The organism is Roseofilum sp. SBFL (genome assembly GCF_017746885.1).
In the GTDB taxonomy this organism is placed as follows: domain Bacteria; phylum Cyanobacteriota; class Cyanobacteriia; order Cyanobacteriales; family Desertifilaceae; genus Roseofilum.
The window spans coordinates 26,885-52,836 of record NZ_JAGHZH010000145.1 but is presented as its reverse complement, the minus strand read 5'-3'; the positions used below and the strand labels follow the sequence as shown (position 1 = coordinate 52,836).

Below are 25,952 nucleotides of genomic sequence, written 5' to 3'. Positions count from 1 at the left end.
CGAGCCTTGAACCTCGGTAATTTTTTACCCGTGGATTATAGAAGACATGGGCCTTTACACCGCTTCAGCCTCTTGGACTTCAACTGCATCTACTTGAAACGCAGCCTGAGTTTTTTCCCGATCCAACTTCAAATACAACACCCCTAACGGAGGTAAGCACAACTCAACCGAATAGGGATAATTATGGAACCACCACTCATCAGTCCATTTACCCCCCAAATTCCCCATATTGCTACCGCCAAACTCATAGGAATCACTATTAAACAACTCCGTATAGAATCCTGGCTCAGGAACTCCAATTCGGTAGTGGGAATGGGGTTGAGGCGTAAAGTTACAAACAATCACCAAAAAATCATCGGATTCCTTATCCCGACGGATAAAAGAAACCACACTATGATTATTATCATTACAATCAATCCAAGAGAACCCTTCTTGATTAAAATCCTGAGTATAAAGAGCCGGCTCGCTACGATATAGAGCATTAACCTCACTCATAAACTTCTTCAGTTTTTGATGCTCTTCATACTGCAACAAATACCACTCTAAATCGCTCCACACATTCCACTCATTCCACTGGCCAAACTCCATGCCCATAAACAAAGTTTTCTTGCCAGGGTGAGCATACATATAACTAAACAGAGCGCGCACACTAGCAAATTTTTGCCAATGGTTCGGGTCATCGGTTGGCCCGGGCATCTTACCAATAATGCTACTCTTACAATGCACCACCTCATCATGGGAGAGCGCCAGCATAAAGTTCTCACTATAGTGATACATAATGCTAAAGGTGACATTATTTTGATGGAACTGCCGGAACCAGGGGTCAAGACTGAAGTAGTCCAACATATCATGCATCCAGCCCATATTCCACTTCAAATTGAAGCCCAAACCGCCAACGTAGGTGGGCCAAGAAACCATGGGCCAAGAAGTCGATTCTTCCGCCACCGAAATCGTTCCAGGGAAATAACTAAACACACAATGGTTAACTTGGCGCAGAAAATCAGCCGCTTCAATATGTTCATGACCGCCATATTGATTAGCAACCCATTCCCCATCTTTACGCAGATAATTCAGATAGAGCATGGATGCAACTGCATCGACTCGCATCCCATCAATGTGGAATTTATCAAACCAGAAGAGGGCGTTGGCCACTAAAAAGTTGCGGACTTCATTGCGGCCATAATTAAACACTAAGGTTCCCCATTCCTTATGTTCCCCTTTCCGAGGATCAGCATGTTCATAGAGATGGGTGCCATCAAAGAACGCCAGACCATGACCATCTTTGGGGAAGTGTCCGGGAACCCAGTCTACCAATACCCCGATGCCATTTTGGTGACATTGATCGACAAAGTACATGAAATCTTGGGGCGTTCCAAACCGGGAGGTCGCGGCATAATAACCCGTGACTTGGTAACCCCAACTACCATCAAAGGGGTGTTCAGCGACGGGAAGTAGTTCAATATGGGTAAAACCCAGTTTTTTAACGTAGGGAATTAGTGTATGAGCCAGTTCGCGATAGGTGAGGAAGCGACCACCAGGGTTGAGTTCTGAAGTGATGACAACCGGTTCAGTTTCACCATTGGGTAGTTTAGCGGGTTCTTCTGAAGATGCATGGAGCCATGACCCTAAATGGAGTTCGTAGACAGAAACCGGTTTGTTTAAGGGGTCAGTATTCCGTCTCTCTTCCATCCAGTCGCTATCCCCCCAGGTATAGTCATCTAGGTCAGTGACGATAGAGCTGGTTTTGGGCCGGACTTCTTGTTGGAACCCATAGGGGTCTGATTTTTCGTAGATGTGTCCGTGAGGGTTTTTGATTTCGTATTTGTAGAGGGTGTTTACACCCAGGTCAGGAATGAAGAGTTCCCAGACTCCATTACCTGTGCGTCGCATTTGGTGCTGACGGCCATCCCAGTTGTTGAAGGTTCCAAGAACGGAGACGTTTCTGGCGTTGGGGGCCCAAACGGCAAAGTAAACTCCTTTTACGCCATCAACAGTCATGAGGTGAGCGCCGAGTTTTTCGTAGATGCGGTGATGGTTTCCTTCGGCAAACAGGTGAATATCAAATTCGGTGAGTTTGGGCGATTTGAAGGCGTAGGGGTCGTAGATGATGCGCTCGTGTTCGCCTTCTTTGATTCGCAGTTGGTAGTTACTTAGTTCGGGGATGTCAATGTTGCACTCGAAGAAGTGGGGATTATGTACCGACTGCATGGGGTATTCTTGGCGTTTTTCCGGCAGTACCACGGATACAGATTCGGCGTTGGGTTGATAGGCTCGCACGACCCAGGTTGATTTACCGTTATTTTCTATTTTGTGGGGGCCAAGAACTTCAAAGGGGTCGTGATGTTGGTTCCATACAATGCGATCGATTTGGTCGGTGGCAATGGTCATTGACATTTAATTATCCTTCCTTAAGTTTAAGAAATTTGATTGGGTTTGGTGGGTGTCCCCAACTGGGTCGGGATGATTACATTTTCTTTATATTTGACCATAAATCCTATACCAATAGGGAAGAATTTGGGGATTGGGGGATAACCCTGGGGACTGTATCACATTACCTTTAAAGGTTGGCTTTGGGAATCAGGTGAATGGGGAATGAGTAAGGGTTAATCGCCCATTCTCCAAATTCCCCTATTCCCCTAGCTCCCTAACCCTGGGGGTAAGGCTTCCCCACAAAGTTGATGGATTTCCTCTATTCTTTGAAATAACCAGGGATATTGGGTTCTGTAGTGGGGAATCAGGGCTAGGGGACTGAGGAGAGCCGCGGCTGCAATATCGGCAATACTAATCTGTTGGCTAACAAGATAGGGTTGATGTTGCCAGGAGTTGCCCAGGATTTTCAGCCCTAATTCTAGGCGTTGGCTGGCGAGGGAAACGGCACGGAGGCTGATGTTATATTGTTTTTTGACAATTTGAATAACGGCTTGGCTAAACCAGGAGGGATCGATGGATTTTCCCTCTCCAGAGCGATAGTGATAGTAAATGAAGCGGGTGGCAACGCCTAGGCTTTCGTCGAGCCAGTCTTCGAGGAGTTCGGCTTGCTGCTGTTGGTGGCGATCGCCTAAAATTAGAGTGCGATCGGGATGCTCTTTCTCCAGATAGTGCCAAATTTCAGTCGAATCCCCAATAGCTTGGTTCTCTGATAACAGTACTGGCACAGTTTGCCCCCCAGTTAGGGGTTTAACGCGCAGAATATGAACCCCAGGAGTTAGGTTTTCTACGTCATAAGTAATTTTCTTATAGCCTAGAATTAAGCGAGCTTTGCGACAATAATGAGAGGTACTAAATTGCAGTAGACGCATTCCTATTCCTTTCCATAAAGATATTCAATCACTTGGTTAAAGTAAATTTCCGCTACCTTGTCTTCTGGACAAAGTCGTAAACATTCTTCAAAATATTCAGCAGCTTGATGAAATTGCTGCAAATAGTAATAGGTTAACCCTTGTTCAAATACTGTTTTTGTTTGCATTTTCGCCCTTCGAGTAGACACCGGATCGGCATTAAAAACTTCAAACACAGAAACCCGTTCCGATTTGCCTTTCACTCTCACCTTATCAATAATTCTGATTTGATAGTTAGAGTCATGTTGAAGGCGTAAAAAAGTATGTTCAGAAATGAGTAAAGGAACCTGATAATTTTTGGTCAGTCCTTCTAGTCGGGAAGCTAAATTAACGGCATCACTAATAACTGTACTATCCATACGGTTTTTACCCCCTACAGTTCCAATCATCATTAAACCTGTATTAATGCCAATCCCAATTTTGAGTTTAGGTCGTCCTGGACGACCGCGTGTTTCATTATAGCTATTGAGTTCATTGAGCATAGCAATTGCTGCTTGCAGGGCATTATCTGCACTACCATGAAAGATGGCCATAATGGCATCTCCAATATACTTATCAATAAATCCATTATTCTCAACAATTGGAGTCTCCATTCGAGACAAATAAGCATTAATAAACTTAAAATTATCTTCAGGACTCATGGCTTCTGATAAACTCGTGAAGTCTCGGATATCAGAAAATACAATTGACATTTCCTGCTGAACATGATTACCGATATCTACATCCAAGATACTCTCTTTGTGCAAAAGCTGAATAAATTCTTGAGGCACAAATCGACCGTAAGCATTTTTGAGTTCCACCTCTAAGTTCAAGGCATTTTCTAAGTCACTTAAGGCAATTTCTAAGTTCGTATTGACCTCAAACATATCTTCAATAAACTGTTGTCGTTCGGCTTCTGCTGATTTGCGCTCAGTAATTTCCTCAATAAAACCTTGATAATAGAGAAAATTCCCTTCTTTATCGTAGACACTACGGGCATTTTCAGAAATCCAAATTACTGTCCCATCTTTCCGATACACCTCAGACTCAAATCCTGAAACTTCATGATTTGAGTCCATTAATTCCAGAAAGTTTTGTCGCTGTTCTCGATCGACATAGAGTTGTTCTTCTATATTAACAATCCCATTGATTAGATCCTCTGGGGAATCATAACCGTAAATTCTAGCTAAAGCTGGATTAGCACTAATATATTTTCCATCAGGAGTCGCTTGAAAAACTCCTTCTAAAGCACTTTCAAAAATTCTACGATATTTATCTTCTGCCTGTTTCAAAGATTCAATTAAATGAGCTTGTTCTTGATTGAGATTTTCTAGATCTGAATTTGCTTTTTGTAACTGAATATTAGTCTCAATTAACATTTGTTCTTGGGAATAGCTATTCAGCGCTTCCCGAATGGTTAAGCGCAAATCTTCAATTTGCCAAGGCTTGGTCAAATATCGATATAAATTCGCATAATTGACAACCTTACGAATCCCTTCAATATCGGCTTGCCCAGTCAGCATAATTTTAATCGTTTTAGGGCAAATCTCATGAATTTTTTGCAGCAGTTCATCTCCTTTCATTCTGGGCATCATATAATCAGAAATGACCAGAACTACTTCATTATTTTCTGCTAAACATTTGTGGATAACTTCTAAAGCACCACTCCCATTTTCCGCCAACTCTACTTGATAAGATTTACCAAATTCCCGTCTCAACATTCTCTTGAGACTATCTAAAATAAAATGCTCGTCATCGACACATAAAATTACCGGTTTATTCATAACGAATTTGAGTCAGAAAAAATCAAGTAAAATCAGTTTACTTTTTGGAATAAGACGAAACTTACTCTTGGCCATACATCTGAACTTTTTGGAGTCCTGATTTGATGGTTTCGATTAATTTATCCTGTTTCCAAGGTTTGGCTATATGTTGATAAAGGTTGGCATGTTTTTGCGCTCGCTCAATAGCTGACTGATCGGCTTGTCCTGTCAACATTACCTTAATTACTTTCGGGAATTTTTGATGAACATGAATTAAAAACTCATCCCCTTTTACACCAGGCATAAGCCAATCGGAGACAATGACAATTAAATGATTATCCGTTTCTTGGAGTTCTTCAATAATCTCCCATGCTTCATCGGCACTTTCTGCTAGTTCATAAATATAGTTATCTAAGAAAGCATTTTTAAGTTGAATTTTCAGACTATTAAGAACGACACTTTCATCATCAACACATAAAATAATGGGCTTAGGCATGGGAATTCACCTCCTGAGTGGATAAGGGTAAGGAAACGATAAATTGAGTATTCCCAGGAACTGAGTTCACGTCTATTTTACCTTGATGCTTATGAATAATTTTTTTGACGATATCCAATCCTAATCCACTTCCTTCCCCTGGGGACTTCGTCGTAAAAAAAGCATCAAATATTCGGGGCATATTTTCCGAGGATATCCCTGGACCTGTATCGGCAATTTTGACATGAACATGCTGTTTCTCTGGGAAAACATCAATGAAAAGGGTTCCTTGATAGTTCATGGCTTGCAGAGCATTATGGATTAAGTTAGTCCAAACCTGATGTAGTTCATCTGGATAGCACCAAATTGGTGGAGTATCTTTGTAGTTTTTAACCACATCAATTCCTTTTTTGAGCTTATTTTGATATAAAGTCAGCACTGTTTCTATTCCTGAATTAATCTGGGCGAGTTCTTTACTATTATGTAAATCGTGTCGGGCATAACATTTGAGAGCGAAAACAACTTTTGCAGCTTGATCGGTAGCCGTAGAGACTGTTTTTACGCTTTTCTGAATACTAGAAATTTGATAGACCATATTGAGGATTTTATCGTTTTCTGGCTTGGCCAGTTCAGGAATAATATCGGTAATTTTGTCATAAATTCCTATATCGACTAAGGTGTCAGCGATCGCGTCAGCTTCAGGAATGTGATAAGCTTCAAGCTGGCGAACTAATCCCTTTCGATTTTTTCGTTTTTCTCTACTCGATATATGATCGTTAGATTGGTCTATTTGATTGCTAAGTTGATAGAAGAATTTTTTTCGATCGACTGTCATGGTTTCAAAAAAATAAGGTAACTCTTCGAGAGTGCGATCAAAAAATTGAGTTAGGTTATCTACAGATGCCCGAATTGCGCCTAGGGGAGTATTGATTTCATGGGCAACTCCAGCAATGAGTTGTCCTAGGGCGGCCATTTTCTCGGATTGAATTAACTGGGACTGGGTTAATTTCAGTTGTTCTAGGGTTAGTTCTAGTTCTTGATTTTTCTGCTGGAGTTGATTTTGCAAAAAGATGTTGTCTAAATGGGTTTTTACTCGCACTAAAACTTCATCAATTTCAAAGGGCTTGGTAATATAATCAACGGCTCCCAAATGAAATCCTTTGACTTTATCGAAGACTTCATTCATAGCGCTGATGAAAATGATGGGTATCGATTGGGTTTTGGGATTATTTTTGAGCCGTTGACAGACTTCATAACCACTGATCTCCGGCATCATGATATCGAGAAGAATTAAATCAGGAGGACTTGCTTCAATGGCAGAAAGGGCTAAATTCCCACTGGGTACTGGTCGGACTTTATAGGAGTTTTCACGCAGAATTTTCACCATAAGTCTGAGATTTTCTGGAGTATCATCAACGACTAAAATATCGGCTTTAGGAGATGAAAATGGCTGAGAATTCATACGTTTAAAGAAATAAGGGAAGTCCAATAACAAACTAAAGTTTAAGGCTTGAACCGGTGCCAGAAGTGCCTGCAAGCAGACTAAGCTAGGCTGACGAGAGACCAATCTAGGAGATTGGCTCCGGGAGATCTTCAGGAAAGTCTCCGGTTTGTCCATCTCTCGATAATCTGATGCTCGCAGGGTAACCCCCAGATAGTAGACTAAACAGTACCTAGGCTTGACCCCATTGTAGAGCCACAGGTCGTCGTACAAAACTCTAATTCAGAAGCACACTTGAACCTATGACCACAACCGATCCAGTAAAGTTGATGAAACAAGAGGTGGGTAAAGCCGCAGCATCCAAGGTAAAATCAGGGATGATTGTTGGCTTAGGAACCGGATCAACCACTGCTTATGCCATTGAATATATCGGCGATCGCCTAAAATCGGGCGAAATTGAAAATATTCTTGGCATTCCCACCTCCTTTCAAGCGGAAGTTCTGGCTAGACAATATGGTATCCCCTTAACTACCCTCGATGTAATCGATCGCATGGATCTTGCCATTGATGGCGCTGATGAAGTCGATCCTAACAAAAACTTGATTAAAGGCGGAGGCGCTGCCCACACCCGCGAAAAAATTGTCGATACCTTGGCCGACCAATTTATTGTAGTAGTAGATTCTGGTAAGCTCGTCGATCGCCTTGGCTCGACCTTTCTCCTACCCGTTGAAGTGATGCCCATGGCTATGACAACTGTGATGAAAGCCTTAACAAAACTCGGCGGTAAACCCCAACTGCGGATGGGAGTAAAAAAAGCAGGGCCAGTGATCACAGACCAAGGTAATATGGTCATTGATGTCAAATTTGACTCGATTGACAACCCGACTGAACTGGAAAAAACGATTAATAATATTCCTGGAGTCTTAGAAAATGGGCTGTTTGTTGGTGTGGCTGATGCGATCCTAGTTGGAGAGGTTAAGGAGGGTCAACCCTCAGTTCGGGAGTTTTAAGCGCTACGCGCTGGCAATAGGTAATGGGGTAATGGGTAATAGGGTATCCCCCCATCGCCCTATCACCCCATTCCCCCACTCCCTAAGTCCCTCACTCTCTAAGTCCCCAACTCTAAGATCAACCGGGCAATATTGAAATAAATCAAGACCCCCAAAACGTCAACCGCCGTGGTAATAAACGGTGCAGACATCAGGGCTGGATCGAGACCTAGAGAGCGAAAGATAAAGGGTAATCCGGAACCGGCTACAGATGCTAAAATCGAAATCCCTAACAAGGAGATTCCCACAGCGATCGCAATGGCGAAGTTAACCTTGAGCAAAAATAGCGCTCCTAGGGTGGCTAAAATGCCCAGGGTTACGCCTAAAATCGATCCGGCTAATCCCTCCCGGATCACCACTTGAGACATACCTAGAGAGCGAATTTCGTCCGTATTCAGCCCTCGAATGACCACTGTTGAGGACTGCGATCCCACATTCCCCCCAGTTCCCGTCAATAGGGGAATAAAGGCCGAAAGGACAGCATATCGAACAATTAATTCTTCCTGCGATCGAATAATAAACCCAGTGACTGCATTAGTTCCCAATAAAATCAGCAGCCACATCACCCGTCGTTGAGCTACCCGCCATAAGCGCATCTGGAAATAATTGTCACCATCGGACTGAACCCCCCCAAAGGCATAAATATCTTCCGTAGCTTCCCGCTCAATGATATCAATTACATCATCAACGGTGATAATGCCTACCAATCGTTCTTCACGGTCTACCACAGGAACAGCTAAAAAATCATAGCGCTGAATGAGTCGAGCGACTTCTTCCTGATCGGTATTGGTGTGTACAAAAACGGTATCGCTAGTCATCACTTCACCAATTTTCCGATCGGGTTGGGTGATGATTAAATCTCGTAGGGAGACAATTCCAGTCAGACGACGGGCACTATCGGTGACATACAAATAAAAGACCGTTTCACTCACATGGGACAGGTTCCGAATTCGTTCAATACTCTGGCTAACCGTATACTCTTCCTTCAATGAGATATATTCTGGGGTCATGATCCGACCCGCTGTATCCGGTTCATAACCCAGAAGTAAATTCGTTGTCGCCCGTTCTGAGGGACTCATATGATCGAGTACCCGTCTGACAATTTTGGCAGGGAGTTCGTCAAACAGCCTCGCTCGGTCATCAGGAGACATCTTATCCACAATATCGATCACTTCTTGGCGCTGAAATTTTTCTAAGAGGGACTGTTGCACTGAAGAGTCGAGATTTTCGTAAACATCGATCGCCTCTGCTTTCGAGAGTAACCGAAAGGCGATCGCCTGCATTCCCTCTGGTAAGCCTTCAATCGCTTCTGCGATATCAGCCGGCTGCACAGGCACTAAAATCGCTTTAGCCCCCTTATAATCTTCTGTTTCCAGGAGGGCTTGCAGTTGTTGGCGCACCAATTCTCGTAACTCACGACGAGAGGGCAGGGAGGTTGTTGTTTCTTCAGTCACGGGTTCCCCTCCTTAACTGAGTTGATGGCTGGATCTAGTTTAGTGGGTCTTGTGCCGGATTTATAGAGAAAGGAATGGGGAAGTGGGGAAGATGGGAAAATGGAGATTACCCATTACCCATTACCTATTCTCCATTTTTAATTGAGATGAAAATTCTGTTAGTTGATGATGAAGTTGCGTTAACCGAGTCTCTCAGTCAAGTCCTTAGGCGAGAAGGATATGAAGTCGATATTGCCACCAATGGAGAGCAGGGAGAACAGTTAGCGACCACTGGAGACTATAATTTGCTCATTCTCGATTGGATGTTACCCCATCGATCGGGGCTAGACATTTGCCGATCGCTACGTAATAGCCAATTGGCTACCCCAGTTCTATTTCTCACCGCAAAAGATACCTTAGACGATCGCGTGATGGGACTCGATAGTGGAGCAGATGATTATATGATTAAGCCCTTTGAGTTGCGGGAATTCTTAGCTAGGGTACGGGCATTATTGCGCCGTTTTTCGACTGCTCACCATTCAGTGTTGCAGGTGGAAGACTTACGATTAGATCTCGATAATCAAATGGGCGATCGCCAAGGACACTTAATCCCATTATCCCAAAAAGAATGTCATCTGCTCGCCTATTTTATGCAACATCCCGGTCAACTCCTCACCCATAACCAAATTTATCGAGCTACCTGGAGTACCGAGGAATTACCTAATAGTAATGTTTTAGCTGCTCAAGTGCGTTTACTGCGTCGAAAAATCGAGTTACCTGGAGAACCCTCCTTAATTCATACCGTTTATGGCAAAGGCTATCGGTTTGGCAGCCTAGCTGATTAAAATAGAGTAAATATATCCCTAATTATCGTTTTCTTATTCTCATCGCACTCAAAATCATCCCAAACGTCTGTTAATTCTCCTAATTCAGAGGAGGGATAACCGCAATATCTAAGGATTGGGGGAGGGATCGGATAACCAATCTTGTCCAATTCTTAAGGTTAGATCGGAGCTTAAATCTCCAGTTGACATAGCTTCTAACGTACCGATTCCCAATTCTTCTAATAGGATTTCTCCGCCTTTAATATCTCCTTTTTGGACAACGACTTGAGTGTTTTTTAGGGGGTGGGGCCAATCGGGGATAAAATAGAGGTCATAATAGCCTTTCGATTCTAAATAATCGGCAACTTGATGGGCTAATTCGGTTTGAGTCGTGGCGTTTTGAATGGCAATTCTGAGGGTGGTGGGGTCTCGACCGGTGGAAACACTATAATCTGGGGTATCCCAAACGTTTCCCATCCAAAACTGCCGAAAATATTCTCGGAGGATGCGATCGCGGCCATCATCGTCCATAATCCAATAACTGGTATTCTCGAAAGGGGAGAATTGGGAAGAACCGGGGAGCATGACCATTTTCAGAGCCTCGTTGTCCATATCCAGGGTAAACTGCATCAGGGCAATTCTTTCTTCTGGACTCAAGTTGGTATCGATATAGGGTTCCATGGTTCTCAGCACTTGCGCAAGCCGGGGAATGATCACGGGATTTTTGAGCCGTTGCTGGAGGGCTTTGAGGAGTAATTGTTGACGTTGTACCCGACCAATATCACCGAGCGCATCCCCCCGAAAGCGGACAAAATCCTCTGCTTGTTGACCGTTGAGGGTTTGCCATCCAGGAAGGAGTTCAATGGTTAAGCCTTGGGTATAATCGATGTAGGACATGGGTTGGGGGACATAAACCTCTAGTCCTCCCAGGCGATCGACTAATTCAGTTAAGGCTCCTCTTTGAATGCGAATGTAGCGATCGATCTGAATTCCCTTAAGCAGGTCTTCAATTGCATCAATAGTGACCTCTGGACCGCCTAAAAAGTTGACTTCATTGATTTTACGCTCTCCCAGTTGGGGAACTTGCACTTGGGTATCCCTGGGAATGGAGAGCAGGTTAATCGTTTGGGTTTTCGGGTCAATACGCAAGAGCAAGATCGTATCGCTGCGACCCCTAAAACCAGGACTCGATCCGCGATCGACTCCCATGATCAACAGATTCATCGATCGCCTGAGACGATATTGAAAGGGGTACCCCAAATTCACCAGAGGCGCTTGTTCTTGGGGTTCCTCTTGCACCATTGTAATCAGTTGTTTGGGGACTAGCAAAGCGGCGATCGCCCCCAATGTAGCGGAGATTAAGGCAGTGATAATAATGACATAGCACCAGAATAAGACCTGATTGGCTTGGATTACCCTAGAGCCTCGATCCCATGAATCTTTACCAGAAGAATAGTCAATCAGTCCAGACAAGTCCGTGAACCTATACAATCAACAATCAAAGGCTATTGTGACATAGAGCTACACCGACTCAAGGAGATCCTTATAAATTCTCTCAAAACGGTAACTCGGTCATCGTTCTGGATTCAACTTTTCGGTTTTCCAAATTTTCACCGTTCCATCCTCACTACTACTGAGGAGAACTTGCAGTTTAGGATGGGCTAAAAATTGCAGTGCAGTGATGGCTCCATCATGTTCTCTAATGCTCTCTAACAATTCTCCAGTTTGAGTATGCCATAATTTAATCGCTTTATCTTCACCGCCACTAGCAATTAAAGGTTGATGGAAACTAAAAGCCAGAGATAAAATGGGAGAACCCTGATGAGCTGACCAGAGTTTCGTATAATTCGGAACTTTCCAAAGATGAATCTGATGATTATATCCTGCTGTTGCCAACATTAACCCATCGGGACTAAACGCTAGAGATGAAATTGCCGATGGACTTTTCACCGAACGGACTAATTTTCCATCTGCTATCTGTCGAATTCTCACCAAAGGTTCTAAAGCGCTACTGGCAAAATATCTGCCATCCGCAGATAACGCCAGATCCATGAGATGGGCCGAATATCCGGTCAAATTTTTCAGCAGTTGACCGGTTTCAGTATTCCATATTTTGACCGTTTTATCTTCAGATCCCGTGATTAACAACTCACCGTTCACGCTAAACTGAATACAAGTAACAGCAGCTTGATGGGCCTCCAATCTGAAAATTTCTTCTACCTTACCTTTGCCCAGTTTCCAAGCTTTGATCGTTCCATTTTGACAAGCACTGGCAAAAGATTGACCATCAGAAGATAGAGCAACAGCATTGACGCGATCGCTATGAGCCTCAATCGTTTTTAAAAGATCTCCAGTTTTCAAATTCCAGAGTTTAACCGTACAGTCATAACTGCCACTAATAACTAAACCTTGGGCACTCATCGCGCAAGAGCTGACACCATCCTTATGGTCTGCCAGAATGTGAATACACTGCCAACTTGAAGGATGAATACTGTCTTGATTTGGGGTCGCTTCCTGTTCTGGAATGGCTTCTTCCTCTTCCAAAGGTTCAGTTGGAGAAGTCCCTGGAGAAGGAGCTTTTGGTTCTTTAACTGACTCTTCTGTGGAAGAGGGTTTAGCGGGAGAACTCGCTGAAGCAGTCGTTTGTTGCAGCTTAATCTGCTTCACCTTGAGAAAATCCGCTTCCGCTCTATAGATATACCCTAACTTTTCATAGAGAAACGCTCGATATTGATAGGCTTTGAGATAATTATCATCTAATTTAATCGCGTGGGTAAAATCCTCAATTGCCTCTGGATAATCCTCCAATTCTGCATTGATGACTCCTTGCTGATAATAGAAATCCGGATTTGTTTTTTCAGTCTTCAATTGAACCCTAGCAGAGGTGGGTTCCAATAATTCCTGTTTGATTAACTCGTAAGCCTGATTGATTTCCTTAATTTTTGTTTCCGCTTGTTTGATAGCAGACTCATCTCCAACAAACTGATCCGGATGCCACTGTTTTGCCAGTTGACGATACGCTTTTTTTATGGTCTTCAGGTCTGCACCCCGCTTGAGGCCGAAAAGTTGCCAAGCCTGTTCTATGGTACTCATTGTGTCCCGATCTCAACCTTGAACAGAGGACAAGGGTAATGCACTTACTCTCTTTGTCTATAATATCACGTTGCGATCGCGAGGAAAACAGCAATTTTATCCTCATTCTTGGTAGCCGCAATTAACCGCTCTGCACCCAGATCGATATAAAAATCAACAACGCCTAAATCAATAGGATAGGGATCGTGAGTAATTGTCCACCCTTCATGTTCAAGAGCAGTCCTTACTAACTCATGAAATAAATCTCTTGCTGGCATGGTCAGCAGTTAGGGAATAAGGAATCCATTAACTGCTATTTTATCTCATATGAGATAAAACCCCTCAAGAGAGTCGGTCTAAAATTTCCTTAACTCACTAATATTTCATCATTTAAAATTTTCAGGAAAAAAGGGTTAACCCATTACCCATTACCAGCGCGCAGCGCCATAATTGAATGCTACGATAGCCACAGTTGAACCTTGCAACCTGAAGGAGTTCTGCACCATGTCTCATACCGTTGTGCCTGTGATTTTAGCTGGGGGAAAAGGAGAACGCTTTTGGCCCCTGAGTCGCAAACATCGGCCCAAGCAATTTCTGAGCTTGGATGGAACCGGTTCGAGTCTGTTGCAAACAACTGCCGATCGCCTGGTTCAACTGGCCCCCGGTTGGGATAAACTATGGATCTGCACTTCTAGCCAACTGGCAGATGGCGTGCAAGAACAGTTACCCCAACTGCCTCCAGAAAACCTTCTGGCAGAACCGGAAGGTCGAGATACCGCGCCAGCCGTGGCTTGGACAACCCTGGAAATTGCCAAGCGCTATGGTGAAGATGCGGTGATTGGCTTTTTCCCCGCCGATCATTGGATCGGAGATTATCCCGCCTTCGAGAAAACCATTCAAGCAGCCGTAGAATTAGCGGCTACAGAAGAAGCGATTGTTACCCTAGGCATCAAACCTGCTTACCCCTCCACCGGCTACGGCTATATTGAACAGGGAGAACCCAAAGGCAGCTATCTCGATTTACCCGTGTATCGGGTGCAACGCTTCACCGAAAAACCGGACCTCACCACCGCCGAACAGTTCATCGCCCAAGGTAACTTTAGTTGGAATAGTGGCATGTTCATTTTCCGCGCTGGGGTGGTGTTGCGGGAACTCGCCACCCATGCGCCAGACATTTTAACCCCTCTGCAAAACCAGGGTAAAGCTGCCTATGGGGAGTTAGCGAAGATTTCGATTGATTATGCCTTAATGGAGAAAACCCAACTGGCCTACATTTTACCGGCTGATTTTGGCTGGGATGACCTGGGAGACTGGAACGCCATGGCTCGCTTATTGCAAGGAGAACAGCCGAATTTAGAACTGGGGAACCATGTCAGCCTGGATACTGAAGGGGCGATCGTTTACGATCAAGACCCAGAGGGTTTAGTCGTGACGATTGGCTTAGAAGATATCGTTATTGTCCGGGATGGGAATGCTACCTTAATCGTCAACAAAGAGCGCACCCAAGACATTAAAAAAGTGCTCGGACTGCTCAAAGAGAATCCCAAATATCAGAATTTGCTTTAAAACTAAGACAGTATCCCAATTAATCCCACCATGTTTGCACTCACCAAGACCAGTTCGCGCCAACGGGAAATTTTAGAAGTCGTCTTCCGCAACGGTTGGGATTACATCGAAGGCTTGCTCAAAGGGGATCAACCCGGTGAACCTAAGTTACCTTCTCCCACCGTATTACGCAATATTCTGGTTGATTTAGGGCCCGTATTTGTTAAATTAGGACAACTGCTCAGTACTCGACCTGATTTACTACCGGGTCGTTATATTACGGCTCTGTCCGATCTGCAAGCCAATGTTCCTGCGGTGCCTTGGTCAGAGGTGGAGGCCCAACTGCGTCAAAATTTACCCGTTCCCTTAGAAGAAGCCTTCCCTCAAATTGAGCCAGAGGCGATCGCCGCCGGTTCCCTCGGCCAAGTCCATCGTGCTACCCTCAACACGGGGCAAGACGTGGCCTTAAAAATCCAACGTCCTGGCATTAGTCGCATTGTCGAGCAAGACATTACCCTCATTAAAGGATTAGCTGAACTGGCATCACTGAGCGATTTTGGTCAAGACTATGATTTAGTCGCCCTCGCTGACGAATTTACCAAATCCCTGCGCGATGAACTGGACTTCACTAAAGAAGGCCATTTCACCACACAAATGCAAGAAAATTTATCCGCCAGTCGCTGGTTTGACCCCAAACAACTTGTTATTCCCCAAGTCTACTGGGACTATACCAGCCAAAAACTCCTGGTTTTAGAATGGTTAGAAGGCAAACCTCTCCTTTCAGCCGACTTAACCCCATTCGTCACTCCCACCCTATCGCTCGAGCAAAAACGAGATCGGGTAACAACTCTCCTCTTCCGGGCTTTTTTCCAACAAATTTATATTAACGGCTTCTTTCATGCCGATCCTCATCCTGGCAACATTTTCTTACTCAACGATGGAAGAGTGGCCCTGTTAGACTGTGGTATGATTGGACGCTTAGATCCACGGACTCAACAAATTCTAACCGAAATGTTGCTGGCGATCGTGGATATTGATGCCCAACGTTGCGCCCAACTCACCTTAGATTTAGCCGAATCGAATCAACCCGTTAATCTTAGTCGTTTGGAAGCCGACTATACACGGATGCTTCGCAAATACTATAACGTTAATTTGAGTGAAATTAACTTTAGCGAAGTCTTCTACGAAATTCTCGAAGTTGCCCGCAAAAACAAAATTCGTCTCCCCGGTAATATGGGACTCTATGCCAAATCTTTAGCCAACTTAGAAGGAGTCGCCAGAGGCTTTAATCCCCAAATTAATTTACTCGATCAAATTAAACCTCTGATTACCGATATTTTCCAGCGCCAATTGCTCGGAGATAAACCCATTCAAACCCTACTCAGAACGGCTCTCGATTTCAAAAGTCTCTCCTTACAATCCCCTCGCCTAATTGAATTATTTCTCGACCGTTTAACCTCAGAAACCTTGAATTGGAATATTCAGGTTAAAGACCTAGAGCGACTTCGTCGCAGTATTGACGACTCCGCTAACCGCCTCTCCTTTAGCATTCTCGTTGGTTCCCTAATTATGGGAGCAGCCGTTATTTCCAGTAATGCCCAAAGTCCCCAACTCTCGTTACTCAGCGCCGTCTTATTTGGAGCCGCCAGCTTTATTGGATTATGGCTTGTCGTTAGTATCCTAAGGTCAGGACGATTGCGATCTTAAGGAGCTAGGATTAGCTGGTGGAGATCGCCCCTTGAACTGAATACACCGCTTTCTGTAATCCTGGTAGAAGAGCCTCAATATACTCTGGCCAACCAATAACGATCATTTGCTCGTGGGCCAAGGTATCCGGATGAATGGCATTGGGGCTAAACTCTAAGGGTTGACCCTCTAGATCGCAACAAATTAATCCCGCCCTCTGAGCTAAGGCGATGGGGCCGACAGTATCCCAGAGTTTTACCCGACGATTGAAGTAAAAATACAGGCCAACCCGACCAAAAATTACCTCTAAGACCTTCAAGCCAAAGCTGCCTAAAGAGTAAAATTGAATGTGGGGAACAAACTGAGTTAGAGCTTGGCCATACTTTTTCCGGTCTTGAAAGCCAATTTGCACGGGACAGAATGATGTAGAGGGAGAGGGAGGTATTTGGGGAATGATGGCTTTGGGTAGTTCTTGAGAGCGAATTTCAAATAAACCCCAATCCTGGCCCCCATAATATAATCTTGCCCGTGCAGGAGCATAAACCCAACCGGCGATCGGTTGATAATCTCGCAACAACCCTACCATCACCGCATAATCTTGACGACCATTGACTAATCCTTCTGTACCATCTAAGGGATCGATACACCATAATTGTTCATACCCTTGATGGAATAAGCGTCTTGATACTTCATTTTCCTCGCTAATAATGCCATCTTGGGGAAACATACCGCCAAAAACCTGAGACAGCTTCCGGTCTAAATAGCGATCGACATTGGTTACATAATCTCCTGGGCCTTTTTGATCGACCTCAAAAGACTCACTGAGAAACTCAATTTGTTGACCACACTCTTGTAATACTTGAGTGATTTTGGGATTAAACTCAGATGCAATGTGATCCATAGCTCTCTCGACATAAAAAAACGGGGTAACCAGCATTAGGTTAACCCGTTAACTTGGAAACGCGCTAGAGAAATTACTTTTGGACAACCAATTTCACGTTAGCGTTTTGCAGACCAGGACGCTTAACTTCGCTCAGGGTCTTGTTGACTGCATATTTTTGGTTGATGGAGTTGATCAACTCGGTTTGATTGTGCTTTTTCGCAACACCCCAGAGGTCGGCGATCAGGTCGAAAGAACCATCGGCATTACGAGACCAGCCGAGGTCATACTCGCCTTCGAGAACCGCAACGATGTCAGCACGAACCTGTTGGCCATTGTATCCACGCACATTGGCTTCACTCTTAACGGAGATACCCAGGTCACGCAAGGAAGACTTGAGGATTTCAGCGTCGGTGATTTTGGTACGCAGGGTGCTAAAGTGAGACATTTGAGATTTCCTCCTAAGAAAACGTTGTTTGAGAGAAACGACAACTCATGGATTGAAACTATGCCGTTGAGCGCTGATGGCGCTCGCTGGCGTTGGATGAACTAGCGAGGGATGCGCTAGTCTTTCCTCCTGTTGGGAGCAGGAGAGAAAGTCTGTTAGAACTCCAGTCGCTGATATTCAGCAACCGAAGCAGCCGCAGGTCTAGCACGTTGTCTTGCCCAGTCTCTGAGGGCAGTGACCTGTTCTTGCATCGTCTTTGACAGGGGCAACGTGGCTTTGATCGCAGCAATGATGTCCAGTTGGGTAAATTCCCGATCCTGGGCAAATGCTTCATACATGGCTGCAATCAGGGCCTGCTCAATTTCAGCTCCGGAAAAACCATCGCAGATCTTCGAGAGTTGCTCGATATCGAAGCGGGATATATCTCGGCGACGTTTTTCTAGATGAATGGTGAAAATATCTTGACGCTCTTGTTGATTGGGTAGATCGACAAAGAAAATTTCGTCAAAGCGACCTTTACGCAAGAATTCTCCAGGCAGTCGTTCTACACGGTTAGCGGTTGCCATGACAAACACTGGGGAGGTTTTTTCCTGCATCCAGGTGAGGAACGAGCCGAAGATCCGGCTAGAGGTTCCGCCATCGGAGTCCGCCGAACCGGTTCCTCCAGCAAAGGCTTTGTCGAGTTCATCAATGAACAAGATAGCGGGGGAAATGGATTCAGCCGTTTTCAGGGCATTTCGGAGGTTCGCTTCTGAACGACCAACCATAGACCCATCGTAGACTCGACCCATATCCAGGCGCAGTAGGGGTAATCCCCACAGGCGAGAGGTTGTTTTAGCAATTAAGGATTTTCCACAACCGGGAACGCCTAAAATGAGCATTCCTTTGGGTTGGGGGAGTCCGTATTGCCTGGCTCGCTCAGTAAAGGCGTTCGATCGCTGTTTGAGCCAGGATTTGAGTTCTTCTAAGCCCCCGACTGAATCAAGGGTTTCGTCTTCTTCAATGTATTCGAGAATACCATTACGGCGAATTAACTGTTTTTTCTCAGATAGAACGATTTCTACCTCAGATTGTGTTAATCGACCGGCTGTTACTTGAGCTTTACGATAGACCTTTTCCGCTTCATCTAGGGTTAATCCTAGGGCAGCTTTGAGGAGTTTTTCTCGCACATTGGTCTTGATCCGACTAGAACCGAGTTGAGCGGATAAGATTTGGTTGAGAGCCTCAAGATCGGGTAAAGGAAAGTCAAGAACAATAATTTCTTTTTCCAATTCAATGGGAATTTCTTGCACAGGAGACATTAATATAATGGTCTTCTGAGTTCCCTTAAAGTTGGCGATCGCATCGCGTAACCACCGCACGATCGTTGGAGTATAGAAGGAATGCAAGTCCTTAAAGATAAAGATTGCCCCTTCTTTGGAAGGTTGGCGAATCACCCATTCGATCGCCGCTTCCGGTGACAACGTGTTGTGCTGGGTTACGCTGCGAGGTTCTCCGTACTCAACCATTCCACGGGTGACTGTCCAAACGTAGAGTCGTCTTGGAGACTTGCCTTGTGCAAGGTTGGCTATGGATTGCTCTGCCCGCTCTTCCTCAGAGGTTACGAGGTAGATTAGGGGATATTGAGCTTTAATTAAAATACTAAGCTGCTCTCGCATAGCGATCGACCTACTTGCAACAGGGGGAATACCGGTTGGGGCTAGACTAATCTGATCGATACTAAGTGGATAACCCAGGGTTAAACGTTTAGCTTACAATCGGATTAGTCCGGCCATTTATGTCAGCATATGATCCGACAATATCTAGCACGGAACCAATTCTTCCTCGCCAGATTGAGAAATCTGGGAATCAAGGTTTGACACCCTCTCAACTGGCAGTTCCTCTTCAGACAGCACTGTGGGCTGATTCTTAAGAGCGACCAGTTCTCCATCTTGGATAACCACTGAACTCTCACATTCTGGACAGGTATGGATTTGATATGTTTTCCCGTAGGAATCGTTCATATTGTCCACGACCTCTGGATGTTCCAGGTAGAATGTAATTGCCCGTTCTACAATGGCTGACATCGGTTCTAAATCGATCGCCGCTTGTATTTTTAGCCGACGATGGAGTTCTGGGGGAATGTACAGCGTAACTTTTTGCTTGTCTTGCATATAGCTCTGGAGTCGTCCTATCCGGCTATGCCTTATTACCTTATCGATTCTATCATTAGCTGTCAAGACGTAAAGACTGTATGACGGCAATATTGTTACATTTGTTTACAAAGCGGAGGATGTTGAGGACAGCGTTAAAAGCGCTAATCCTTTTGTGTGTAATGATTTCAGTCTCTGCTTGCGCTGCAAATCCCCCATTGAATAACTGGAAAATTTATCAAAATCCCCGTTATGGATTTACATTTCCCTATCCCGATCGATGGCAAGCGCAACCGCCACCGGAAAATCAGGACGGGCAAATTTTCAGCCATCCCGATCGCCCAGAGATTCAGATCCAAGGGTTTGCCCAGTCTCAGGTCGAACTTAATGGCTTACACGATGGTTCAAACTTCATCACCAACCAAGGAATCAAAGGCTTATTAACCCCAACTCTAGAGACGACCACCAGCCGGTTAACCCTGAGAATCTATAGCAATCAAGTCTATTATGTTTGGGAAGGGCGATCGCCCAGTTCAGAATTTGCCCAATATTATCCCCTCTTTGAACAAATCGCGAGGGAATATACCATTCCCTGAGTCGAGTAACGGGCGATCGCAAAAGACAAAACCCGTCCCATGCTGGAGATCATCGAGTTACTCTCGGTAAACGATGTTTGAAGCTACATAAGATTTCCCAAGAAATAGTACCAAGAGTGTCCGCCCAATCATCAGCGGTAAACTGATTTTGGCCATCTTGCCCTAAAAGGGTAACGACCTCGCCCACTTGCAGATCGGGGATACTGCTAACATCAAGCATTAACTGATCCATGGTAATAGCGCCCACTTGGGGAATACGCTGCCCTCGAATACCGACTTGCAGTTTATTGGAGAGGTTACGAGGAACCCCATCGGCATATCCGATACCCACAACAGCAACAGTCATCTCCTGGGCCGTAATATATTGATATCCATAACTAATACCGGTTCCCGCAGGAATAGTTTTAATTTGGGTGATCCTTGCTCTGACTTGCATTACCGGTTTGAGGCTGACCAAATCTTGGAGGTGGGGAGCGGGATAGAGTCCATAGGTAGCCAGTCCGACGCGCACAAAGTCATAATGGCAAGAGCGATCGCATAACGTAGCCGCAGAATTAGCTAAATGCAGTTTTGGCAAAGGTAACCCCGTGGCTTTAATTTGGGCGATCGCCTCTTGAAAACGCTGATGCTGTTGATTCATGATCTGCGGATCGGGACTATCCGCCGTTGCCAAGTGGGAATAGATACTGCCAATTTGGAGATGGGGTAAGTGGGAAACCTGCTGGAAAAACTCAGCTCCTTCTTGCCAAGGAATACCTAAACGGGACATTCCGGTATCCAGTTTCAGGTGAACCGTGAGGGTTTTGTCCAGTTCACTCAGGGTTTCGGAAACAATTAAAGCTTGTTTGGCACTACACAGAGTCGGTTGCAGATGCCAATGGGCGATCGCCTGAATTTGTTCCGGACTATTAACCGCGCCTAAAAGTAGAATCGGGGCTTCTATCCCGGCTTCCCGTAATTGTATCCCCTCTGGAATTGTCGCCACCCCTAACCAACTTGCCCCCGCTTCCAAGGCAGTTTCAGCCACAGCGATCGCCCCATGACCATACGCATCCGCCTTCACGACTGCCATTAACTGACAGTTTTGCTGTAAATGGTGTTTGAGTTCTCGCACATTATGGGCGATCGCCCCTCGATCGATTTCTACCCAAGCTCGTTCCCGCAAAGGCACAGTTGCCCCACTTTCTTGTAAAGATGAACGATTCGATTGAAATTTCCGCGAAGATTCTTGACTGAGCATATCCACTCCTTACAGACCACACCAAAGTTATTCCACACTGTATCTGGTGTTCCGGATTCCGACAAGAGAGAAGGGGGAGTCAGGAATTAAGAATGGCTCCTTCACTGATTAAAAGGATGAACCCGGTTGTTGAAGAAATTTAGTTTCTTCGGGTGTAGATAAACGACCCAAAAGATCATTTCTGTGGGGATACCGTCCAAATTTCTCGATAATTTCCTTGTGTCTGTATTCAAACTGGAGATTGGACTCTAATCCTGGCTGGCTAAATAATTCTACAGCAATTTCATGAATTCTCAGAGATTCACTATGAATGAAAGGTAGATAGAGAAATGACTTTTGCTCAATAGTAAGATATCGATTCGTTTGACCAGAAATTGCCTCTTGAGCGAGCGCTAATGCTAAGGAATCAAAGGCAAAAGCTAATGCCTGATTTCGATATATATTTCTAGAAAACTGATCGAGAATAATAATCTCAGCTAATCTTCCTAAAGGATCTGTCCGCCAAGGGTAAAGTTCGCACAGCGTTGCTTGATTATGGATTTGACCAAAGCGATCGCGAATGAGGAGATCCAATGATTCATCTTTTTTCCACCACTGCTTCGGATCGATTTGGTCAAACCAAAACTCAATAATTTCTCGATACTCCATAGGAAACCCGTTCATCTTAAGATCGGATTGTAGTTATTCTAGCTTAGTCAGTATGGAGTTAATGAATTATCCCCTGTGGAAACAAGTTTTGGAGTTTGTGAAAGTGACAACCGAGGAGGTCGGAGAAGAACTTCTCAAGCAGTTTGGTCAGGTGCAGGGACTTGAAAAAGACGATGGTTCTTTAGTGACGCAGGCAGATCAATGGGCCGATCGCCAATTACAAGAACGAATCTTAGCCCAATTTCCCGATCATGGAGTGTTAACAGAAGAAACCGCCCAACATTTCCCCGATACTCCTTGGTGTTGGATTGTTGATCCCATTGATGGTACAACCAATTTTACGCGTGGCGTTCCCCTGTGGGGAATTTCTATGGCCTTACTCTATCAAGGCACTCCTGTATTTGGCTATCTCTATTTTCCCCCCATTCGTCACTCCTTTTATGGGTTTTGGAATGCTCCCTCAGAGCTAGAAGGCCATCCCGTCGGGGCGTTCTTGAACGATCGCCCCATTACCCCAACGTCCGATCAGCCCAGTCACAATCATTTCTTTAATCTTTGTAATCGTTGCGCTCGCACTACCTCGGTTTTGCAGGCCGATTCCGCTCCTTTTCCCTGTAAAATTCGGATGCTTGGTGTAGCAACTTACAGTATACTCACCGTTTCTGCCGGAATTGCCATCGGGGGGATAGAAGCGACCCCGAAAATCTGGGATATTGCCGCAGTTTGGGCGATATCCCATGCTGCTGGTGTCGTCTGGGTTCCCCTCACCCATGCGGCTCCTTTTCCCCTCATATCGGGTGAAGATTATCATCATTACCCCTATCCCACCCTGGTGGTCAGTCACTCCCAATGGGTGGAGCTATTCCAACCTTGGATAGTTACTGTTACTCAATAGGCGAATTTAAAAGTATTTTCTTATTAAGAGTTTGACTCAACAAATTGTGAGTAACTCTTAAGAAGCTTTACGGCGATCGTCATAACGCTCTTGAGTTTTACAAGCAATTGAGCCAATTTCTATCGGTGCTTGGTTTTCAGAGAGCGCTTCTTGGACCACTTGTTGGGCATGTTCCCGACAGCGTCCACAACCACCAGAAAATTCCAGGCGATCGCAGACTAGATCGATAGAACAAGCTCCTTGAGCGACCGCCTTGCGAATATCGCGATCCGTAATTGCATGACAAATACAAATGTACATCTAGGTTCACTGCCTCCACTAGATTTTAGTTATTCTTGTCTTAACTTAACTCTAAGTTAATGAAAAGTATTCTCAACTAACCCCTTCCATTATGCATTGACAGCCCCTAGGAAGTCAAGTAGGATCGGCAAAGACAGCTCGAAATCGATACCTGTTCTTGATTAAAGAGCAATCAATCAGTTAGGAGAACACCAATGCAGGGCAATACTAATGTCCACACCCAATTAAATGCTGCCCTCAAACTTCAATTGACGGCAATTAACCAGTTTTTTCTCCATGCCAGAATCTGTAAAAACTGGGGACTTCATCAGCTAAACGATAAAGTGTATAAGGCATCGATTGCAGCGATGAAACATGCCGATAAGCTGATTGAGCGGACTTTATTTCTGGAAGGTTTGCCCAATTTACAAGATTTAGGTAAATTGCTCATCGGTGAAACAGTACCAGAACTGTTGCAAAACGACTTGAGAATGTATCAAGACATACGGTCAGATCTCCAACAGGCAATTAAACTGTGTGAATCGGTTCAAGACTATGTTAGTCGGGACATGCTAGAAGAAATTCTAGAGGACATCGAAGAGTCGATTGATTGGCTCGAATCTCAACAATGGCTAATCGAAAGTGCAGGATTAGAAAATTATCTGCAATCGATGATGTAATCCCAACAATTATCCGAGTAACCACCCAGTTTTAAAGTGAGACGAAAACAATGAAAGGGACAGATCGAGTTATTGACCAACTGCACAAACTGCTCAGAAGTGAACTCGCTGCACGGGATCAGTATTTTACCCATTCTCGTATGTATGGAGATTGGGGATTGAATAAGCTCTATGAGCGCATCGATCATGAAATGCAAGAAGAAACCCAACATGCGGATGCGATTATTAAGCGATTATTGTTTTTAGAAGCACGTCCAGATTTATCCCAACAGGAGGGTCTCAATATTGGCTCAACAGTAAAGGAAATGCTCGCTAGTGACTTAGAGTTAGAGTACAAAGTAGTTTCCGACTTGAAAGAAGCGATCGCCGTTTGCGAAACCGAGCAAGATTATCAAACTCGCGAAATCTTAGAAGTGATTCTAACGGATACGGAAGAAGATCATGCCTATTGGTTAGAACAACAATTAAGACTGATGGAGATGCTTGGGGAAGCAAACTATATCCAATCTCAAATGTAGGAGTGATGATTATGTTGAGGAACAGGCAAAATGAGACTCGGTGGATCGGAGTGGGTTTAGCGATCCTCCTGAGTTTGAGTCTCTTCGCCTGTACTCAACCCCAGGCTTCTCCTCTTCTAGAGACACCCCTTAGCTCTCCAGAAGAGATTCCAACCGAAAGCGTAGAGCGAGTAGTGGCCTTAACCTCTCTTTCGGCGGATATTTTACAACGGTTAGACGCTTCCAAATTAGTGGGTATTCCTGGAAGTTCCCTGCTAGAGAAAGACCCCCGGTTCGCCGACATCACCCCTGTCAGTCAAGGACAAACTGCACCAAGTTTAGAGAAAATTATTGCTCTGAAACCCGATTTAGTCATTGGTGCAACTGGGTTTCACGATCAAATTGCGGCCAGGCTTACGGAGCTGAATATTGAGACGTATTTAGTCTCTTTGGAGAGTTGGGAGAGCTTAGAAGCCTTGACGGAAGCGATCGCCTCTGCCATAAATGCTGACCCCCAACCCCTGTTAAACCAATATCAAACTTTTATTCCTTCTTCCAACCCCCCTGGACCAACCACCTTAATTCTGGCCAGTACCCAACCCATCCTATCGCCGAATAAGAATAGTTGGTCAGGTGATTTTTTAAGTCAGTTGAACTTTGAAAATATCACCGCCAACTTACAAGACAATGCCCCCATTAGCGGCTATATTACCCTCTCTCCAGAAAAACTCTTACAAATCGATCCTGATGTATTAATTGTCATTCAGTTTGCCAATCAATCTCCATTAAAAGAGTGGGAATCCAATGGATTTTGGTCACAACTGAAAGCAGTTAAAACCCAACAAGTTCATGTGTTTGACTACTACGGTTTAATTAACCCAGGTACTATAGACTCCATCCAAAACGCCAGTGAACAGCTACTAAAAATTCGCGCGGTTACAGGGGAAAGCGCCGTAATATGGGACGATATTTAAAATTAGTTTTGGAGAAGGGACTTTTATCACCACAATTCTTTTAATTAGTCTATAATCCTCTAAGTTTGCGATCGTCCA

Annotated in this window: 25 protein-coding genes; 9 read left to right on the top strand and 16 right to left on the bottom strand. The window is 44.6% G+C overall.

Translation table 11 applies throughout. From position 1 onward, the window contains the following. Positions 1 to 54: 54 nt before the first annotated feature. The 5 genes from glgB to J7545_RS15360 all read right to left on the bottom strand — a co-directional run bounded on the left by glgB (position 55) and on the right by J7545_RS15360 (position 7,017). The gene (glgB, locus tag J7545_RS15380; RefSeq protein ID WP_318699449.1) at positions 55 to 2,394 is read right to left on the bottom strand and encodes a 1,4-alpha-glucan branching enzyme; all 2,340 of its coding nucleotides are present in this window, start codon (positions 2,392 to 2,394) and stop codon (positions 55 to 57) included. Positions 2,395 to 2,636: 242 nt separating this feature from the next. Further along, positions 2,637 to 3,299, bottom strand: a complete 663-nt coding sequence (locus J7545_RS15375) for a glutathione S-transferase (protein ID WP_318699448.1) — start codon at positions 3,297 to 3,299, stop codon at positions 2,637 to 2,639. A gap of 2 nt (positions 3,300 to 3,301) precedes the next feature. Next, the gene (locus tag J7545_RS15370) at positions 3,302 to 5,101 is read right to left on the bottom strand and encodes an adenylate/guanylate cyclase domain-containing protein (RefSeq protein ID WP_318719780.1); all 1,800 of its coding nucleotides are present in this window, start codon (positions 5,099 to 5,101) and stop codon (positions 3,302 to 3,304) included. Between the two features lie 61 nt (positions 5,102 to 5,162). Further along, the gene (locus J7545_RS15365; protein ID WP_318699446.1) at positions 5,163 to 5,576 is read right to left on the bottom strand and encodes a response regulator; all 414 of its coding nucleotides are present in this window, start codon (positions 5,574 to 5,576) and stop codon (positions 5,163 to 5,165) included. Beyond that, positions 5,569 to 7,017, bottom strand: a complete 1,449-nt coding sequence (locus J7545_RS15360) for a response regulator (RefSeq protein WP_318719779.1) — start codon at positions 7,015 to 7,017, stop codon at positions 5,569 to 5,571. Before J7545_RS15360 ends, J7545_RS15365 begins: the two co-directional genes overlap by 8 nt. Positions 7,018 to 7,298: 281 nt before the next feature. Between J7545_RS15360 and rpiA the strand changes: the two genes are divergently transcribed. Beyond that, positions 7,299 to 8,006: a ribose-5-phosphate isomerase RpiA gene (gene rpiA, locus J7545_RS15355; RefSeq protein ID WP_318719778.1), complete on the top strand. Its 708-nt coding sequence runs from the start codon at positions 7,299 to 7,301 to the stop codon at positions 8,004 to 8,006. 98 nt (positions 8,007 to 8,104) lie between these two features. Here the strand turns inward: rpiA and mgtE are convergent, their stop codons facing one another. Continuing rightward, positions 8,105 to 9,499, bottom strand: coding sequence for a magnesium transporter (gene mgtE, locus J7545_RS15350; RefSeq protein ID WP_318699443.1), 1,395 nt, complete (start codon positions 9,497 to 9,499; stop codon positions 8,105 to 8,107). 146 nt (positions 9,500 to 9,645) lie between these two features. Here mgtE and rppA point away from each other — a divergent pair, with 146 nt between their 5' ends. Beyond that, the gene (gene rppA, locus J7545_RS15345) at positions 9,646 to 10,323 is read left to right on the top strand and encodes a two-component system response regulator RppA (RefSeq protein ID WP_318731330.1); all 678 of its coding nucleotides are present in this window, start codon (positions 9,646 to 9,648) and stop codon (positions 10,321 to 10,323) included. Positions 10,324 to 10,431: 108 nt separating this feature from the next. On the opposite strand, the gene J7545_RS15340 is transcribed toward rppA, so the two are convergent. From J7545_RS15340 to J7545_RS15330, 3 genes are all read right to left on the bottom strand, one after another. Beyond that, positions 10,432 to 11,775 (bottom strand): LCP family protein, encoded by a 1,344-nt coding sequence (locus tag J7545_RS15340; RefSeq protein ID WP_318699441.1) that lies wholly within the window; start codon positions 11,773 to 11,775, stop codon positions 10,432 to 10,434. A 99-nt stretch (positions 11,776 to 11,874) separates the two neighbouring features. Further along, the gene (locus J7545_RS15335) at positions 11,875 to 13,395 is read right to left on the bottom strand and encodes a DnaJ domain-containing protein (RefSeq protein WP_318699440.1); all 1,521 of its coding nucleotides are present in this window, start codon (positions 13,393 to 13,395) and stop codon (positions 11,875 to 11,877) included. A gap of 65 nt (positions 13,396 to 13,460) precedes the next feature. Beyond that, complete coding sequence (locus J7545_RS15330; protein WP_318699439.1) at positions 13,461 to 13,652, bottom strand: element excision factor XisH family protein; 192 nt, start codon at positions 13,650 to 13,652, stop codon at positions 13,461 to 13,463. A gap of 226 nt (positions 13,653 to 13,878) precedes the next feature. On the opposite strand from J7545_RS15330, the gene J7545_RS15325 reads away from it, so the two are divergent. Further along, positions 13,879 to 14,940 (top strand): mannose-1-phosphate guanylyltransferase, encoded by a 1,062-nt coding sequence (locus tag J7545_RS15325; RefSeq protein ID WP_318699438.1) that lies wholly within the window; start codon positions 13,879 to 13,881, stop codon positions 14,938 to 14,940. Between the two features lie 30 nt (positions 14,941 to 14,970). Then, a complete protein-coding gene (locus tag J7545_RS15320; protein ID WP_318699437.1) occupies positions 14,971 to 16,626 on the top strand; it encodes an AarF/ABC1/UbiB kinase family protein in 1,656 nt (551 codons plus the stop codon). A gap of 10 nt (positions 16,627 to 16,636) precedes the next feature. On the opposite strand, the gene J7545_RS15315 is transcribed toward J7545_RS15320, so the two are convergent. The 4 genes from J7545_RS15315 to J7545_RS15300 form a co-directional block, all read right to left on the bottom strand. Then, positions 16,637 to 17,506: a 3'(2'),5'-bisphosphate nucleotidase CysQ gene (locus J7545_RS15315; protein ID WP_318699436.1), complete on the bottom strand. Its 870-nt coding sequence runs from the start codon at positions 17,504 to 17,506 to the stop codon at positions 16,637 to 16,639. Between the two features lie 73 nt (positions 17,507 to 17,579). Continuing rightward, positions 17,580 to 17,933 (bottom strand): DUF1257 domain-containing protein, encoded by a 354-nt coding sequence (locus tag J7545_RS15310; protein WP_271944967.1) that lies wholly within the window; start codon positions 17,931 to 17,933, stop codon positions 17,580 to 17,582. 155 nt (positions 17,934 to 18,088) lie between these two features. Next, positions 18,089 to 19,591 (bottom strand): AAA family ATPase, encoded by a 1,503-nt coding sequence (locus J7545_RS15305; protein ID WP_318699435.1) that lies wholly within the window; start codon positions 19,589 to 19,591, stop codon positions 18,089 to 18,091. Positions 19,592 to 19,735: 144 nt separating this feature from the next. Continuing rightward, positions 19,736 to 20,086, bottom strand: a complete 351-nt coding sequence (locus tag J7545_RS15300) for a hypothetical protein (protein WP_318699434.1) — start codon at positions 20,084 to 20,086, stop codon at positions 19,736 to 19,738. A gap of 161 nt (positions 20,087 to 20,247) precedes the next feature. Here J7545_RS15300 and J7545_RS15295 point away from each other — a divergent pair, with 161 nt between their 5' ends. Continuing rightward, on the top strand, positions 20,248 to 20,661 hold the full coding sequence (locus J7545_RS15295; RefSeq protein WP_318699433.1) for a hypothetical protein: 414 nt from the start codon (positions 20,248 to 20,250) through the stop codon (positions 20,659 to 20,661). 49 nt (positions 20,662 to 20,710) lie between these two features. On the opposite strand, the gene alr is transcribed toward J7545_RS15295, so the two are convergent. Further along, a complete protein-coding gene (gene alr / locus J7545_RS15290) occupies positions 20,711 to 21,901 on the bottom strand; it encodes an alanine racemase (RefSeq protein WP_318699432.1) in 1,191 nt (396 codons plus the stop codon). Between the two features lie 108 nt (positions 21,902 to 22,009). Continuing rightward, positions 22,010 to 22,549, bottom strand: a complete 540-nt coding sequence (locus J7545_RS15285) for a DUF924 family protein (protein WP_318699431.1) — start codon at positions 22,547 to 22,549, stop codon at positions 22,010 to 22,012. Positions 22,550 to 22,610: 61 nt separating this feature from the next. On the opposite strand from J7545_RS15285, the gene J7545_RS15280 reads away from it, so the two are divergent. Beyond that, positions 22,611 to 23,444 carry an inositol monophosphatase family protein gene (locus tag J7545_RS15280; RefSeq protein ID WP_318699430.1) on the top strand — a complete coding sequence of 278 codons (834 nt, stop codon included), beginning with the start codon at positions 22,611 to 22,613 and terminating at the stop codon, positions 23,442 to 23,444. Between the two features lie 57 nt (positions 23,445 to 23,501). On the opposite strand, the gene J7545_RS15275 is transcribed toward J7545_RS15280, so the two are convergent. Further along, entirely contained in the window at positions 23,502 to 23,744 is a 243-nt protein-coding gene (locus J7545_RS15275) for a (2Fe-2S)-binding protein (protein ID WP_318699429.1), read from the bottom strand. Between the two features lie 194 nt (positions 23,745 to 23,938). Between J7545_RS15275 and bfr (J7545_RS15270) the strand changes: the two genes are divergently transcribed. Genes bfr (J7545_RS15270) through J7545_RS15260 form a run of 3 tightly spaced genes read left to right on the top strand, consistent with a single transcriptional unit; the run spans position 23,939 to position 25,874 of the window. Next, on the top strand, positions 23,939 to 24,403 hold the full coding sequence (gene bfr, locus J7545_RS15270; RefSeq protein WP_318699428.1) for a bacterioferritin: 465 nt from the start codon (positions 23,939 to 23,941) through the stop codon (positions 24,401 to 24,403). A 50-nt stretch (positions 24,404 to 24,453) separates the two neighbouring features. Next, the gene (gene bfr / locus J7545_RS15265) at positions 24,454 to 24,921 is read left to right on the top strand and encodes a bacterioferritin (RefSeq protein WP_318699427.1); all 468 of its coding nucleotides are present in this window, start codon (positions 24,454 to 24,456) and stop codon (positions 24,919 to 24,921) included. 11 nt (positions 24,922 to 24,932) lie between these two features. Next, the gene (locus tag J7545_RS15260) at positions 24,933 to 25,874 is read left to right on the top strand and encodes an ABC transporter substrate-binding protein (protein ID WP_318699426.1); all 942 of its coding nucleotides are present in this window, start codon (positions 24,933 to 24,935) and stop codon (positions 25,872 to 25,874) included. The last annotated feature ends 78 nt before the right edge of the window (positions 25,875 to 25,952 follow it).